This is a genomic window from Nonomuraea sp. 10N515B (assembly GCF_052245915.1).
Classification (GTDB): domain Bacteria; phylum Actinomycetota; class Actinomycetes; order Streptosporangiales; family Streptosporangiaceae; genus Nonomuraea.
In genome coordinates, this window is sequence record NZ_JBQQBQ010000026.1 from 1 (window position 1) to 13,175 (window position 13,175).

The following is a 13,175-nucleotide window of genomic DNA, read 5'->3' on the forward strand; positions in this document are numbered from 1 at the left end:
ACGGCCCCAGCAGGCCCCGCACACAGGCAGCCGCCCGCCGCCGCAAATCAGCCCGAGGGAAGATCGACCCCACCTCTACCAGGAGGTCCTCCAGCTGATCTGCCCACTCGTCCGCGCGTTCCCGGTCAGTAACGACCGGCGAGATGTCCAACACCGGGACCTGCATGCACGGCGGCTACCCACCGCGGACACCACTGAACTGCCACGGAAAAGAGGATCTACGACTGAAGGGCTAGGTGCAGGCGGCGAATGGATCGACCAGAATGGAGACACCAAGCGCCAGCGGGTATGGAAGAAGTGCACCGCATGCAACGGAACCGGACGTAAATGACCGACCCCATCACATGCCCCGAGTGCCAAGGCCGCCGAGGAACCCGCTTCAGCGGCGGCCTCTTCCTACGATGCCGCTTCTGCCAAGGACGCGGATGGGTCGGCGGAGAACACGAACCAGCCGAACGCGGCGACCATCCCCCACCAACACCCCCGCCAGCCTGGAAACACCCCTCACTGCACGGCACAGGACTCTGTGGCTACTGCCTAGGCACCGGAGAAGTCATCCAACTCGGCGGCGGCGACGAACGCGCCACATCCATCGGAACAGCACCCTGCCCACTCGGCTGCAAGAAGCCAGACCAAGCCCTTTAAAGACCTTTTGGGAACCCCCACGGGCTGGCCCCCACACTGCGTGCCGTTGGCCCGCTGGACTCGCCGTAGACCGCCATGGGACAACCGCCGCAGAACACGGCGGGGGCTACCGAATCGTTTCGGAGCCAACTTCATGGGGACCCCTCCAAGATCACAAAAGGGGGGCGGGGAGGAGAGTACGGGGGCAGGGGCGCGGCCCCTCCCCAATTGGCGGACGATTGTAATGCCCCCTTTTGTGATCTTGCCCCATGAAGTCAGCACCACCGCAACGATTCCTCCACCCCCACACCTCCGCGCCCCAGATCACGTAATCTCGCAGGTGAGAACCTCCTAGCAGGTCCACGCATCGTTACCAAACCGAGAGCGCCCCAGACCGCTAATGGGCTTGCCGGTACCGTTGGGGCCGAGAAGGCCGAAGATCTCGCCTTCTTCGACGGAGAACGAGATGCCGTTCAGTACGGTGTGGTCCGCGTACCTCTTGGTGAGGTCGGTGACGTCGATGACTGCCATGGATCAATCATGATTTTCCAGCTCACGGCGGGGATCGCCCCGTTGGCCGTGATTCGCGGTGGATGTGGTTGATCTGGAAATCCACCGAATGGTGGATGGCGCAGGGGGTCATGCCTGCGACGCGTCCCATCAGGACGCAGGCATGAGCGGTCGGCAGGGGTCAGCGTGCCGGCCCGATGGATACCACAACTTTCAATATCATACTCATTTTTGAAAGAAGTATTGATATGATAGACGCCATGGCCGTACATGATGAGCAGGCTCGGCTCGTAGTCGAGGATCTCGCCGACCTCATGTCCCTCGCACAGCGACGGACTACCGATCGAGCTCTTCACTTGGCGATCTGCCGCATGGCTCGACGGCACGACCGTGGGCCGAGGCCGAGTGCTGTGCGCTTGTCCACAGCGGCCTCTGTCCTCGGTGTGACAGTTCCCACCGTTCGCTCATGGATGAGCCACGGAGTGGTCGAAGCGGTTCCCGGCGAAGGCATAACTCGCGTGTCGGCGACCTCACTGGCGCGGGTCCTGGTGGTCCTCCGCGAGATCGGCGAAGATGATCCCGGACGGAGGCTCACCAAGGTGATCGCCGCGCTCCGAGACCGGGATCTGCTGCAGCAGGCACAGGACACGCTGTCTGAGACCACCGACTTCGTAGAGTACGGCGAGGACGATCTGGAGGGTTTGCTCCGCTGATGAGCCGACGCGCGCGCCGTTCTGGCGAATCCCCCCGCGCACCCCGTTTTCACGTCATCGTAGCCAAGCAGGTCGATGCCATCGTGCGCGATTCCGGCACACCACGAAGGGTGAAGGAGGATCGACACCGTCGCCTTCTTGATCCTCGAGAGGCATGACAACCGCACCGACCCCCACACCTTCCTTGAAAGGGCCTTCAACCTGCCCGATCGGTCTGGCCACGGCGCAGGCCGTGGCCAACCCAAACCTGCCTGTTGCGGCGACGAGAACAGCCCGCCTCTTGCCGACGATGCTGAACTCATGAGTGCGATCCACGAGATTGTGCGAAGCCGCCGGTAAACCTCCACCAGAGGCCTGGCCGGAGTGGAGGCAGCGTTCCCGGGCAGGCCGCCGCGTCAGGGAGGCCCTGAGAAATACCCAGCCCCCCGCCGGCGAACGTTGAAAGTTTCACGTGTCCTCGCAGCTAGCCAGATCGCGCCGGGCACGCAGATTGAGATCCGACCCTTCGCATGCATGACCTGGCGCTGGACCTCGCGAGCCAGGCGCTGACCCGCAGCCGCGGCATGGAAGACAGACTCGCCGGGTCATTCGCGCTCAATGCCCTGGGAAGAGTCCATGAAGGCACCGGCCATCCCGAGCAGGCCATCGAATACTTCCATCAGGCGGTGAAGGCGGTCGGCGACGCCCATCCCTACACCAAGGCCGCCTGCCTGATCAGGCTGGCGAACGCGGCGTGCGCCCTCGCCCTCGGCGAGGCCGAGGCCGGGTCATGGAGCTGTTCCACGAGATCGGCGCAGGACCGCCAGCACCACCCCAACGCCTCGATCACGTCGGTCCGGTCACCTCGGGGGATACCGCTTGCGCAGGGTGAGCACGGTGGCTGGATCGATGACGAGCAGAACGGCCACGTTGGCCGCCCGATCAGCGCGCGTCTTATCGATCAGATCGGCGGCTCCGGCGTACCCGTGCTGCCGAGCCCGCCGATCAAGACGCTCGCGCTTGCTACGCACGTTGGCCTCGGCTGCGTTGGGCGCCATCAGAGGCCCATCGTTGGCCAGCCCGTGACGCGCCCGATAATCGGCGCTGGTTAACGAGTGCTTGACGGTCAGATGCCGGGCCAGCCCCTTCAACCAGTGGCCGCACTCGCGGCACAGCACCCAGTCCGGCTCTGTCGGCTGCTCACCGGGGACCAGAGCGGCAAGCTCCTCTGGAGTGAGCGGCTCGGGCGGTTTCGGATGGTGCTCCAGGTTGAAGTCGGCAGCATGGTACCGACGCAGCCACTTGGCCGCGGACACCGAGATGCCCAGCAGTTCGGCCAGCACCACCCCGGGCTGCTCCTGGGTCTGCTCGATGAAGTCGTCGATCCCCGCGTACCCAGCCGCCTTGGCCAATTCTTCGTATTTCTGCCGGGTCCGCTCGCGTTGCAGGGCGCTGCGCTGCTCGATGAACTCCCGCTTGCGCAGCTGCGTCCCTGCGCGCCGCGCGGACTCCCGCTGGGCCTCCAGGGCGCGCTCACGTTCTTCGGGGGTGCCGCGGAGCTGGGTCTCAATTGCCTTGGGATACTTCCCGGCACGCGCCTTGGACCGCCGACCCGCGCCTTCCCGGGCGTCCGCGGCCCATAGGCCGCGGGTGCGGGGCAGTTCGAACTGCTGTCGGTACTCATCGGCGCTGTAGCCGTGGCGGACGACGTGGCCGCCCAGTCCGCGATACCACCGGCCACACTCCAGACACACCAGCAGGCCATCCTCCTCCGGTTGTTCCCCCTTGGGAACCTGGGCCAGTTCCGCTTCCGACAACGGTTTCCGCAGATGCCCGGCCTTGCCCACAATCTCTCCTTCGGCGCGATCTGTCACGCAGGGTACTCAAGGAGGGTGATGATCCGGTTCAGGAAGGGGAAACCGGTGGCCGACGCGCTCCCCGACCTGTCGCGGCTGCCCCGCGCCCGGTGCTCGCCTCGACGCCGATAAGGACCCCGGCAACCGCCCAGCTCGGGCGAGTTACTGATGCGTCTGCTCGGTGGCGAGGACCGGCAGCGGGTACGACTGGCGGTGCCCAGCCGGGTCGACGCCATACCGGGAAGCGGGGCTACGGCCCCATGCCGGCTACAGCTGGGGCCTGACCAGACATGTCCTGTGCGCTGTGCGTCCTGGCCTCGCTCGAAGACCTGATGCTGGCAGCCGCGCTGCGGCCGACGCTGGCGGCCGACTACCGGTGGGCCGAACTCGAACTCGGGCAGCCTTTCACCGAACGCCTGTCCATGGCGATGATCCTCACCGGGCTCGACGCCGCCCGCGCAGAGGCCGTAGGCGACACCGCGGCAGCGGGCGACGCTGCGGTGGACCTGTACGAGATGGTCCGCGACTACCTCGCCTCCACGCCGGCCGCCCGGGGCGAAGGAGAGACCAAGTCGGGCAGGCCACGGAAGCCGTGGACCCCGAAGCAACTCGCCGACCGGGCCAGCGCCCGCACCGTCGAGATCCTGGCCGCCGGGCGGCGCGCGGTCGCCCTGGCGGCCGAGGCGGACACGAGCACGCTGCTGTTGGAGCCGCTGGACGAGCAGGCGGCGGCGGTCCTCGCGGGAGCGGCACGCTGACAGTGGGTCGCGAGCCTTCCGCGTGCTACGGCTTCCTCACGTTGCGAGGATCGGGCGTCCATGATCATTAAGGACGTTCACAGGGATTCTCAGCCCGGTTCGCTCGCGCCCGGTAATCATTTCCGGTCACAGCACCGGGTGTATCGCTGAGGGCCAGGCGCGGCCCACCAGTTCGGCCGGCCGCGTCTGGCCCGTGTTCAGTTGCCGCCGTCGAGGAAGTTGGTGCAGTCGCCCTGCGTCACCCACTTGTGGGAGGAGATCGCGTCGTTGGCGCTGAAGGTCTTGCCCGTGTGCGCACCGGCGGTGCGCTTGGTGAACCTGTCGTCCTCCAGGCTGTCGGCATAGAACTGGCCCGGCTTCAAGCAGGTGTAGCCGTAGCGCCAGTCGTAGCCGGTGTAGTCGTAGAAGGCTACGACGTCGTACCCGCCGATATTTCCGTTATTCATCACCGAGGAGACGGTGTTGGTGGCAGATTTGATCTCGCCCGTGCCGTCGCCCCAGTCCCAGTCGTCGCCTGACGCGTAGCCGAGCATGTTGGTGCAGTGGATATCCCGCCAGATACGGACCCGGCCGTCGCGATGATCGCCGGGCACTGCGTCCCACTCCTGGTCACAGCGGGTGCTGGCCTGCACGGCTGAGGGGACGGTCAGGCCCACGGTGATGAGCGCCGCGCTCAGGCCGAGCGCGGTCAGGGTTTTGCGCATGTTGTTCTCCTCAGTGTCGGGTTTCGTTGATCTGCTTGGCTTGTTCGAAAGCGGCGCGTCCCAGCCGCCGGTAGGTGTCCAGTTCGCGGGAGTAGGGCCTTGCGGCGCGCTCGCGGTAGTCGTCTTCCAGCGAACGCGCGATCTCGGGGTAGGAGGCCGACCGGGCGCAGGTGGCCTCGGCCACCGCCAGTTCGACCTCGACCGCGTGGGCCGCGGCCGGATCCAGGCCCTTGGTGAGTCTTGGCAGGCTGGAGCGGATCGCCACGGGGTTGGGGTATGGATGACCGCGCCCGGCCATGCACTGCGACCAGTTCCGCAGCACGGCCACGAACCGCCGGTCGTCGACGAGATCCGGCATGTAGAGCGGCTGGAGGTTGGTCGCGATCGTGCTGACCCTGAGCCAGGTGGACCGGTCGCCATAGAGTCGCTCGTACGCTTCGGCTGTGCAGCCTCCCGTCCGGCTGGTGACGCTGCCCCCAGCGGGGAGCCGTACGGTCATCGTGGACGCGGCATCGCCGCCGTCAAGGGCCCGGTTGTATCGGGCCAGTTCGCCGGCGGGGAGCCCGGTGGCATAGACATGGTTCTGGTTCCCTGCCTTGGCGGCCATGACCCGGTTGCGCAGTTGCCCGCCGTATCCGTTCCTCCGTGCCCAGTTGACGTCGGTCAGCATGAACTTCGAGCCTTTGCGTTCCTCCGCGCTCAGCTGGGCCGGCGGCCAGTAGCGGAACCCGTGGCGGGTCATGCACTCTTGGATCAGCGCCTGCTCGGCCCGCTCAACCTGGAGGAGTTCGGCCTCCGTCAGCGGCTGGACGGGCTGGGCGGCGCACCCCACGGTCACACCCGCCAGTACGACCGCTCCCAGCGTTCGCCTCGCGACATCCCTGATTTGGCACACGCCATAAATCCGGGCGAGCGCACCCGTCCGCAGGATCCTTGGCTTCCCTGCCAACACGGCGGCTGCCGGCGTCAGAGCGGCGTGCAGTGGTCTGCGCATGAATCTCCTGAGTCGCAAATGTCCGGGAGCGGAAAAACGACCAGTCGTGATCCGCCAGCGCGCGGGGCCTGCCCTGGAGCGGGGGCGCACGCAGGAACGCCCACCGGCCGCCGAAAAAGGGGGACGGCCAGGGCGTTCCCACACCCACCAGACCCGTCTGCTACCCGGTGCCCTTGGGCCAGAACTCGTCGCCCATTGGCGCGACCCCGCTGCCCTTGGGCCAGAACTCGTCGCCGGCGGCGGCGGGGCCTGCGGCCAGGGCGAGCCCGGCCAGCGCCGCGGCGGCGGTGACGGCTGCGGCGGCGGCGATCCGCCTCACGTGTTCGATCATCGAAAGGATGCCTCTTCCCTTGCTGTCGGCGACCGGTCCCAGACAGTTCACACTGCGCCGCCCCCGCCCGTCACCCTGTTCCAGCCTGAGCCGGAACACCCAGGTCACCGCTCTGCGCCCGTCCGCCGTCGACACAGCGTTGATCGCTTTGCGATCCGCGCGAGCCAGCATCAGGGGCATGGCCGGGGGAATCTTGAGGATCGTTTTCACCGGGGAGGACCTGGCCCGGCTGCGCATCGCCTCGGGCATCGATGAGCTGTGGGAATTGGCGATGAGCCTGCACGTGTTGCAAAAACCCGGCGGCGGTGCGGACATGACCGCCTGGCGACGGCAGGCCCGCGCCGACCTCGCCGAGACCGGCCTGCTGCAGCCGGTACGGCGGACCCTGCTGCCGCTGATGCCGATCAAGGCCTACTTTCCCGACTTCCTGACCCCACACCAAGCCCAGACCGGGCCGCAGAACGGCATCGACGCGCTGGCAGACACCCCGCCCTCCCGCGTCCGCCGCGAACTCGACCAGCTACGCCGGCACACCGCCCTGCCCGCCACCCTCGACGACCTGGCCCGCGGCAACCAGCGCGCCATCACCGGCCTGGCCGACCTGACCGCCCGCTACTGCCAGACCGCCTTCGCCCCACACCGCACCACCATGGAGCACGCGCTGGGCCGCGAACGCGCCCGCCTCACCCGCCTGCTCACCGACCACGGCGTGGAAGCCATGCTCGCCGCCCTGGGACCCGCCATGCGCTGGCGACCCCCCATCCTGGAGACCGACTACGCCACCGGCCGCTACCAGATCGCGCTGCGCGGCCGCGGCCTGACCCTCATCCCCTCCTACTTCTGCCGCTACACCCCGGTCGCACTGGCCGACCCCAGCCTGCCACCCGTCCTGATCTACCCCGCCCCTCGCCGCACCCCAACCCACGGCCCCGGTGACGCGCTGCCCGACCTGCTCGGCGCCACCAGAGCCCGCATCCTGCGCTGCGTCGCCGCCACCGCCGGCTGCACCACCAGCGAACTCGCCCGCCGGACCGGCACCTCACTGTCCTCGGCCAGCGCCCACGCCCAAGTACTCCACCGCACCGGGCTGATCACCAGCACCCGCCACGCCAACATGGTCATCCACCAGCTCACCCGCCTCGGTACCGACCTGATCCGCCACCAGACCCCGTCCTGACCCCGGACGCGGAGGGACGTCTCACGCGAGCGCCGCCCGTCCGGTAGAGATTCCCGGCCTGAACGTCGTCGTCGACCTGGTGACCGAGCTTGCCTTACGTGGCTAAACGACCTTAGCAAGCGGCTGACCACTGGCTGGGGCGCTCCTGGTGGAGCAGCATGCCACCACCGCCGGCGATCACGCAGACCGCGGCGGCGGCCACCGCCAGGCGGGTCGCGCGACGCCTGCGCGGACGCCGCACCGCACGAGCCGCCAGATCGCCGGCAGGTGCCTGCTCGGCCAGTGCGTGGAGATCCTCGCGTACCGTGTTCACCGGTACACCTCCTGAGGGGTGAGCGCGCGCAGCTTCGACAGCGCGTAGTTCGTCTGGCTCTTGACGGTGCCGAGAGACGCCCATGAGCTGCGCGGTCTCGTGCTCCGTGCGGTGCTCGTAGAAGCGCAGCACGATCATCGCCCGCTGCTTCGGCGTGAGCTGCGCCAGCGCGTGCCGCAGGGCGAGGCGGCGCACGGTCGCGTCGTCGTGCCCAGGCCCGGGCTCGGCGGGTTCCGGCAACTCGGCCCCGGGCAGCTCGAGCCGCTTGCGCCTGCGAGATGGTCTGGTTCACCAGGGCTTTGCGCGTACGCCTCGGGGTTGCCGTTTCAGCGTAGTGGGATGCCTTCTTCGCAACCGTATGATCACCTTTGGTTTCCCGGGCATGACCGCCGGCTGGAGGACAGGCGAGCATGTGCGTTGTGAACGAGCGCAGATTGAGGTGGCCGCTCCTGGTGGCCGGAGTGGCGGTAGTCGCGCTGATCATCGCGGTTAGCCTGGTGGTCCGCGCGGTGAACCTCGGCGAACAGGTCAACATCGCCGATCTCTTCGCTGTCGCCCTGGCCGCTGTCGCGCTCGCGGTCTCGGTGACCGTGTGGGCCCGACGGCGTTCCGCCGAAATTCCCGCCGTGGTCGGCGACGAGGTCGTCCTCGCGGCCAAGAAGATCCTGATCACCCTGGTCACGGAGCAGTGGCGGACCGAGACGACAATACGGGCCCTGGGCGATCCTGAACCGATCGGCGTCGCCTGGCACATGACCGACGATGCCGGTCTCATGGACCACCCGCACCTGATCGGAGACGCCGCGGAGCACTTTGCCGGCTCCAGCGATCGGACGCCGGAGTTCGCCGCGCAATTCCGGGCGTTGCGGCGTCGGAGGCTGGTCATCGCCGGCGGGCCAGGCAGCGGGAAGACCACCCTGGCCGTGCAGCTCCTGCTGGAACTCGCCGGCCCCGGCCGCCAGGACGAGGACCCCGCACCGGTGCTGCTGCCGATCGCCGACTGGGACATCGACGCTCACCCGCGGCTTCAAGAGTGGCTGGCCGTCCGGCTCGCCCAGAACTACCCCGCACTGACCGCTCCGGCCTTCGGAGCAGGTGCTGCCAAGGCGCTCGTCGACCGCGGTCACATCCTGCCCATCTTGGACGGCCTCGACGAACTCCCCGACCAGGCGCGTGCCCGCGTCGTCAGCGCATTGAACGGCTCTCTGGCCGACCGCGACCAACTCATCCTCACCAGCCGCGCCGAAGAACTGTCGGCAGCTGTGGAAGAGGCCGGAGACGTGCTCAACGCGGCCGCCGTCATCGTCCCGCGCCCGCTGACCCGGCAGACGGCAGCCGCCTACCTCCGCACCTGCCTGCCACCCCGCCCCCGCCACGACTGGGGTTCTGTCCTGGCCGCACTCGAAAGCGGCACCTCGTCGGGCCTCGCCGACGTCGCCTCCAGCCCGCTGGGGTTATGGCTGATCCGTACCGTCTACATTTCCACCGCCGCCGATCCGGCACCTCTCATCGAGCCTTCGGCCGATCGGCTGGAATCGCTTCAGGATCACCTCCTGGACCAGCTCATCCCCGCCGTAATCTCCGCCAGGCCGCCCACCCGCGACCCCGCCGAACACTTCCGCCCTCGCAACGCCTGGAACCCCGACCAGGCTCGCCACTACCTCACCTACCTCGCCGGTCTCCTGACCGCTCACAACACCCGCGATCTCATCTGGTGGCACCTCGTCCGCCAGGCCACCACCCCATCCCAGCGACGACGCATGTGGAACGTGGCCGGCCTCGTGATCGGGATCACGACGGGGCTTCTGGTCTGGCCGGTGATCGGGTTCACGGGACCGGTGAAGCCAGGGCTTGTGCTGGGGGCCGGATTCGTGGCCTGGTTCGTGACCACACTCGCACCCCGGGAGTGGATCCATGAGACGCCCGGCTTTGCCGATCTCCGCTTCCGCAGGACAATACCCTTCCCGCGGCCCTCCGTCCGCTTCATGCTCGGGATCACGAGCGCGCTCGTGGTGGGATTCGGGCTGGCGTGCTTCTCGGTCGCGTTCATGGGCCTCAGGCCCGTGAGCTGGCTTCAGGTCGGGCTGGCCGGCGGGCTCGGCTTGGGGCTCATGCCCGTGCTCGCCGCCATCTTGGAGCGGGTCGAACAGCCCACAACCGCGACAGCCCCGATCACGCCTCTGTCCAGTTGGAGAGCCGACAGGAGGCTCACCCTTCTCCGCGCCTGCATGTTCGGGCTCTTGGGCGCGGTCGTGGGCGGGCTCGTGTTCAGGCCGGTGGGCGGACTCGCCTGCGGACTCGTGAGCGGGCTTCTGGTTGGGCTGTGGGTCGGGGATCATCATGCCTGGCTGCTCGGCAAAATCAGCATGTGGCGGCTGGCCTGGCGTGGAGACGCGCCCTCACGGCTTATAACGTTCCTCGACGACGCCCACCGCCTCGGGCTGCTGCGATCGGTCGGCCCCGTCTATCAGTTCCGCCACGCGCAACTACAGGACCATCTCACAGGCCGTCAGAATGTGTAACGTAAGCGATCACAAGATCGGAGATCACCTCGAACGGTCTCGCGGAACGTCTCTTGTCCTCGACGACATCACCGGCGTGCTGTGGTCACCCGCCGATGCCGCCGGTAACCGCCCCTCGTGCTGCTGGGGCCATGGCGGCGGCCAGCACAAGAAGGCCCTGGCCTGGTGGCCCGCGCCCACCGCTACGTGACCGCACCACAGCACCATGTCCATGGCGGGTAACGTGTGCCGTCGGCAGGGAGGGTAGCGGACGGATCAATGATCAGCGCCGGGCTGCCTGCGGCACCCGCTCGTCGATGAGGCCGGTCGCGGCCAGGTCGGTCCACAGGCGTTCAGGCACCTGCCTGATGAACGCGGCCAGGTTGCGCCGTACCTCCTCGGCGGAGCGCATGCCGACCACGATGCCGGCGACCGCCGGGTGTCGGAGGGGGAAGGCCATGGCGGCGTCGGGCAGTGTCACGCCGTGGGCCTCGCAGACATCGGCGATGCGGTGCGCGCGCTGTATCACCTCCTCGGAGGCGGGCCGGTGGTCGAATCGCGCATCTGGCCCGGGGCGCGATGGGACAACATGACGGTGTCGACGTCAGCCTCCCGGACGAGCCGGGTGAGCATGCCGGTGTCGTGCATGCCCGCCCCGATGGCGCCGGCCATGCCCTCTGCCCGTAGCTCGGCCAGCGCGGGGTAACCGTCGCGCAGAGCGGCCTCGAAGCGCTCTTCGGCGTCGTGCAGAAAGAGCAGGTCGATGCGGTCGACACCCATGCGGGTGAGGGAATCCTCGACGCTGAGCTCGTAGCTGATCAGTAAGCTATACGCTACATCTCTTGGCGGCACGACTTTCCCTACTGGGCAGCCTCGGACTCGCCGGCGAACGTTGAAAGTTTCACGTGTCCTCGCAGCTAGCCAGATCGCGCCGGGCACGCAGATTGAGATCCGGCCCTTCGCATGCCTACGGTGCTGACATCCGCCCACGGCGATCCGGTCAAGGAGTCCGTCATGCGCGCCCGTGTCGTTCCGGTCATGGTCTTGGCGCTGCTCGCGCTGTTCATCAACGTTCCCGAGGCACGCGCCCAGGTGGTGGGCGGTTTCGACTTCTCCCGGGCGGAGGTGTCCGTCACGGGCCTGCAGGTTCCTTGGGCGCTGGCGTTCCTGCCGGACGGCAGCGCGCTGGTCTCCGAGCGCAACACCGGGCGCATCCTCCAGGTACGCCCCGGCCAGACGCCCACCACGGTGGCCACGATCAGCGGGGTGAGCGCCTCGGGTGAGAGCGGCCTGCTCGGCATCGCCGTGTCGCCTTCCTACGCCCAGGACGGCTGGGTGTACGCGTACTTCACCAGCACCAGCGGCGACAACCGCCTGGTCAGGCTCCAGCTGAGCGCCCCGCAGACGCAGACGGTGATCTTCTCCGGAGTCCCGAGGGCCGCCATCCACGACGGCGGCCGCATCGCCTTCGGCCCGGACGGCATGCTGTACGTGGCGACCGGCGACGCGAGCAACACCGCCAACGCCCAAAACCTCAACAGCCCGGCAGGAAAGATCCTGCGCATGACGCCCACGGGCGGCATACCGTCGGGCAACCCGTTCTCCGGCTCCCGCGTCTGGAGCTACGGCCACCGCAACGTACAGGGCCTGGCCTGGGACTCCCAAGGCAGGATGTACGCCACCGAGTTCGGCCAGAACACCTGGGACGAGATCAACCAGATCGTCGCGGGCGGCAACTACGGCTGGCCCACGTGCGAGGGCGCCTGCGGCAACACGTCCTTCCGCAACCCGATCCTCACGTGGACGACCGCGGAGGCGTCGCCGAGCGGGCTGGCGTACGCCAACAACACGCTCTTCGCGGCGGCGCTTCAGGGCCGGCGGTTATGGACGGTGCCGCTGACCAGCAGCGGCGGCGCGGGCACACCGCTGGCAGAGCTCCAGTCCACCTACGGTCGGCTGCGCGCGGTCGCGGTCGGCGGGGACGGCTGGCTCTGGGTGGCGACCAGCAACCGCGACGGCCGCGGCACCCCGGTGGCCCAGGACGACCGCATCATCCGCATCCCACCGGCCACGAGCGGAACCGACACCACCGCGCCGACCGCGCCGGGCAACCTGGCCGCGTCAGGGACGACCAGCACCGGCACCGCCCTGTCGTGGACCGCCTCGACCGACAACGTCGGCGTGACCGGCTACGACATCCTGCGCGCGCCAGGTTCGTCCGGCGGCGCCTTCTCCCAGGCAGGCACCTCGGCGACCACGTCGTTCACCGACACCGGGCTGACCGCCAACACCACCTACCGCTACCAGGTCCGCGCCCGCGACGCGGCCGGCAACCTCTCCCCCGTGTCCAACACGGTCACGGTCACCACCTCGGGGGGCACCACCACCGGCGGATGCACGGCGACGCCGGCCACCCAATCCCAGTGGGGCACCGGCTACGTGATCCAGCCCGTCACGGTCGCCAACACCGGCACGTCCACGATCAACAGCTGGACGGTGACGTTCACGCTGCCTGCCGGCCACACCATCACGGGATCGTGGAACGCCGCGCTCACCGTCAACGGGCAGACCGTCACGGCCAGGAACGCCGGGCACAACGGCACGCTCGCGGCGAGCCAGAGCACCACGTTCGGCTTCCAGGCCACTCGTCCCAACGGGAACACACAACTGCCCACCGGCTACCAGTGCGCGAGCCCGTGACAGCGGCCCGCCCGC

General features: G+C 68.3%; 13 protein-coding genes and 1 pseudogene. 5 read left to right on the plus strand and 9 right to left on the minus strand.

Translation table 11 applies throughout. The features are described from left to right. Together ACTWQA_RS32320 and ACTWQA_RS32325 are read right to left on the minus strand one after the other, a co-directional pair. Positions 1–154 (minus strand): annotated as a pseudogene (locus ACTWQA_RS32320) (IS701 family transposase); the annotation flags it as partial. Positions 155–975: 821 nt separating this feature from the next. Further along, on the minus strand, positions 976–1,155 hold the full coding sequence (locus ACTWQA_RS32325) for a hypothetical protein (RefSeq protein WP_443162793.1): 180 nt from the start codon (positions 1,153–1,155) through the stop codon (positions 976–978). A 449-nt stretch (positions 1,156–1,604) separates the two neighbouring features. On the opposite strand from ACTWQA_RS32325, the gene ACTWQA_RS32330 reads away from it, so the two are divergent. After that, the gene (locus tag ACTWQA_RS32330; RefSeq protein ID WP_443162794.1) at positions 1,605–1,847 is read left to right on the plus strand and encodes a hypothetical protein; all 243 of its coding nucleotides are present in this window, start codon (positions 1,605–1,607) and stop codon (positions 1,845–1,847) included. Between the two features lie 839 nt (positions 1,848–2,686). On the opposite strand, the gene ACTWQA_RS32335 is transcribed toward ACTWQA_RS32330, so the two are convergent. Next, positions 2,687–3,673, minus strand: coding sequence for a MucR family transcriptional regulator (locus tag ACTWQA_RS32335; RefSeq protein ID WP_443162795.1), 987 nt, complete (start codon positions 3,671–3,673; stop codon positions 2,687–2,689). A 299-nt stretch (positions 3,674–3,972) separates the two neighbouring features. Between ACTWQA_RS32335 and ACTWQA_RS32340 the strand changes: the two genes are divergently transcribed. Beyond that, positions 3,973–4,440, plus strand: a complete 468-nt coding sequence (locus ACTWQA_RS32340) for a hypothetical protein (RefSeq protein ID WP_443162796.1) — start codon at positions 3,973–3,975, stop codon at positions 4,438–4,440. 197 nt (positions 4,441–4,637) lie between these two features. On the opposite strand, the gene ACTWQA_RS32345 is transcribed toward ACTWQA_RS32340, so the two are convergent. The 3 genes from ACTWQA_RS32345 to ACTWQA_RS32355 form a co-directional block, all read right to left on the minus strand. Continuing rightward, positions 4,638–5,144 carry a hypothetical protein gene (locus ACTWQA_RS32345; protein WP_443162797.1) on the minus strand — a complete coding sequence of 169 codons (507 nt, stop codon included), beginning with the start codon at positions 5,142–5,144 and terminating at the stop codon, positions 4,638–4,640. Positions 5,145–5,154: 10 nt separating this feature from the next. Then, entirely contained in the window at positions 5,155–5,982 is an 828-nt protein-coding gene (locus ACTWQA_RS32350) for a hypothetical protein (RefSeq protein ID WP_443162798.1), read from the minus strand. Positions 5,983–6,298: 316 nt separating this feature from the next. Next, positions 6,299–6,469 (minus strand): hypothetical protein, encoded by a 171-nt coding sequence (locus ACTWQA_RS32355; protein ID WP_443162799.1) that lies wholly within the window; start codon positions 6,467–6,469, stop codon positions 6,299–6,301. A gap of 178 nt (positions 6,470–6,647) precedes the next feature. On the opposite strand from ACTWQA_RS32355, the gene ACTWQA_RS32360 reads away from it, so the two are divergent. Next, entirely contained in the window at positions 6,648–7,646 is a 999-nt protein-coding gene (locus tag ACTWQA_RS32360) for a MarR family transcriptional regulator (protein ID WP_443162800.1), read from the plus strand. Between the two features lie 112 nt (positions 7,647–7,758). Here the strand turns inward: ACTWQA_RS32360 and ACTWQA_RS32365 are convergent, their stop codons facing one another. Beyond that, positions 7,759–8,199 (minus strand): sigma factor-like helix-turn-helix DNA-binding protein, encoded by a 441-nt coding sequence (locus ACTWQA_RS32365; protein ID WP_443162801.1) that lies wholly within the window; start codon positions 8,197–8,199, stop codon positions 7,759–7,761. 179 nt (positions 8,200–8,378) lie between these two features. Here ACTWQA_RS32365 and ACTWQA_RS32370 point away from each other — a divergent pair, with 179 nt between their 5' ends. Further along, positions 8,379–10,481, plus strand: a complete 2,103-nt coding sequence (locus tag ACTWQA_RS32370; RefSeq protein WP_443162802.1) for an NACHT domain-containing protein — start codon at positions 8,379–8,381, stop codon at positions 10,479–10,481. Between the two features lie 262 nt (positions 10,482–10,743). Here the strand turns inward: ACTWQA_RS32370 and ACTWQA_RS32375 are convergent, their stop codons facing one another. Further along, positions 10,744–10,989 carry an aldo/keto reductase gene (locus tag ACTWQA_RS32375; RefSeq protein ID WP_443162803.1) on the minus strand — a complete coding sequence of 82 codons (246 nt, stop codon included), beginning with the start codon at positions 10,987–10,989 and terminating at the stop codon, positions 10,744–10,746. Further along, complete coding sequence (locus ACTWQA_RS32380; RefSeq protein WP_443162804.1) at positions 10,986–11,450, minus strand: aldo/keto reductase; 465 nt, start codon at positions 11,448–11,450, stop codon at positions 10,986–10,988. The genes ACTWQA_RS32375 and ACTWQA_RS32380 overlap by 4 nt, the downstream gene beginning before the upstream one ends. A gap of 24 nt (positions 11,451–11,474) precedes the next feature. On the opposite strand from ACTWQA_RS32380, the gene ACTWQA_RS32385 reads away from it, so the two are divergent. Further along, positions 11,475–13,160 (plus strand): PQQ-dependent sugar dehydrogenase, encoded by a 1,686-nt coding sequence (locus ACTWQA_RS32385; protein WP_443162805.1) that lies wholly within the window; start codon positions 11,475–11,477, stop codon positions 13,158–13,160. Positions 13,161–13,175: the final 15 nt, after the last annotated feature.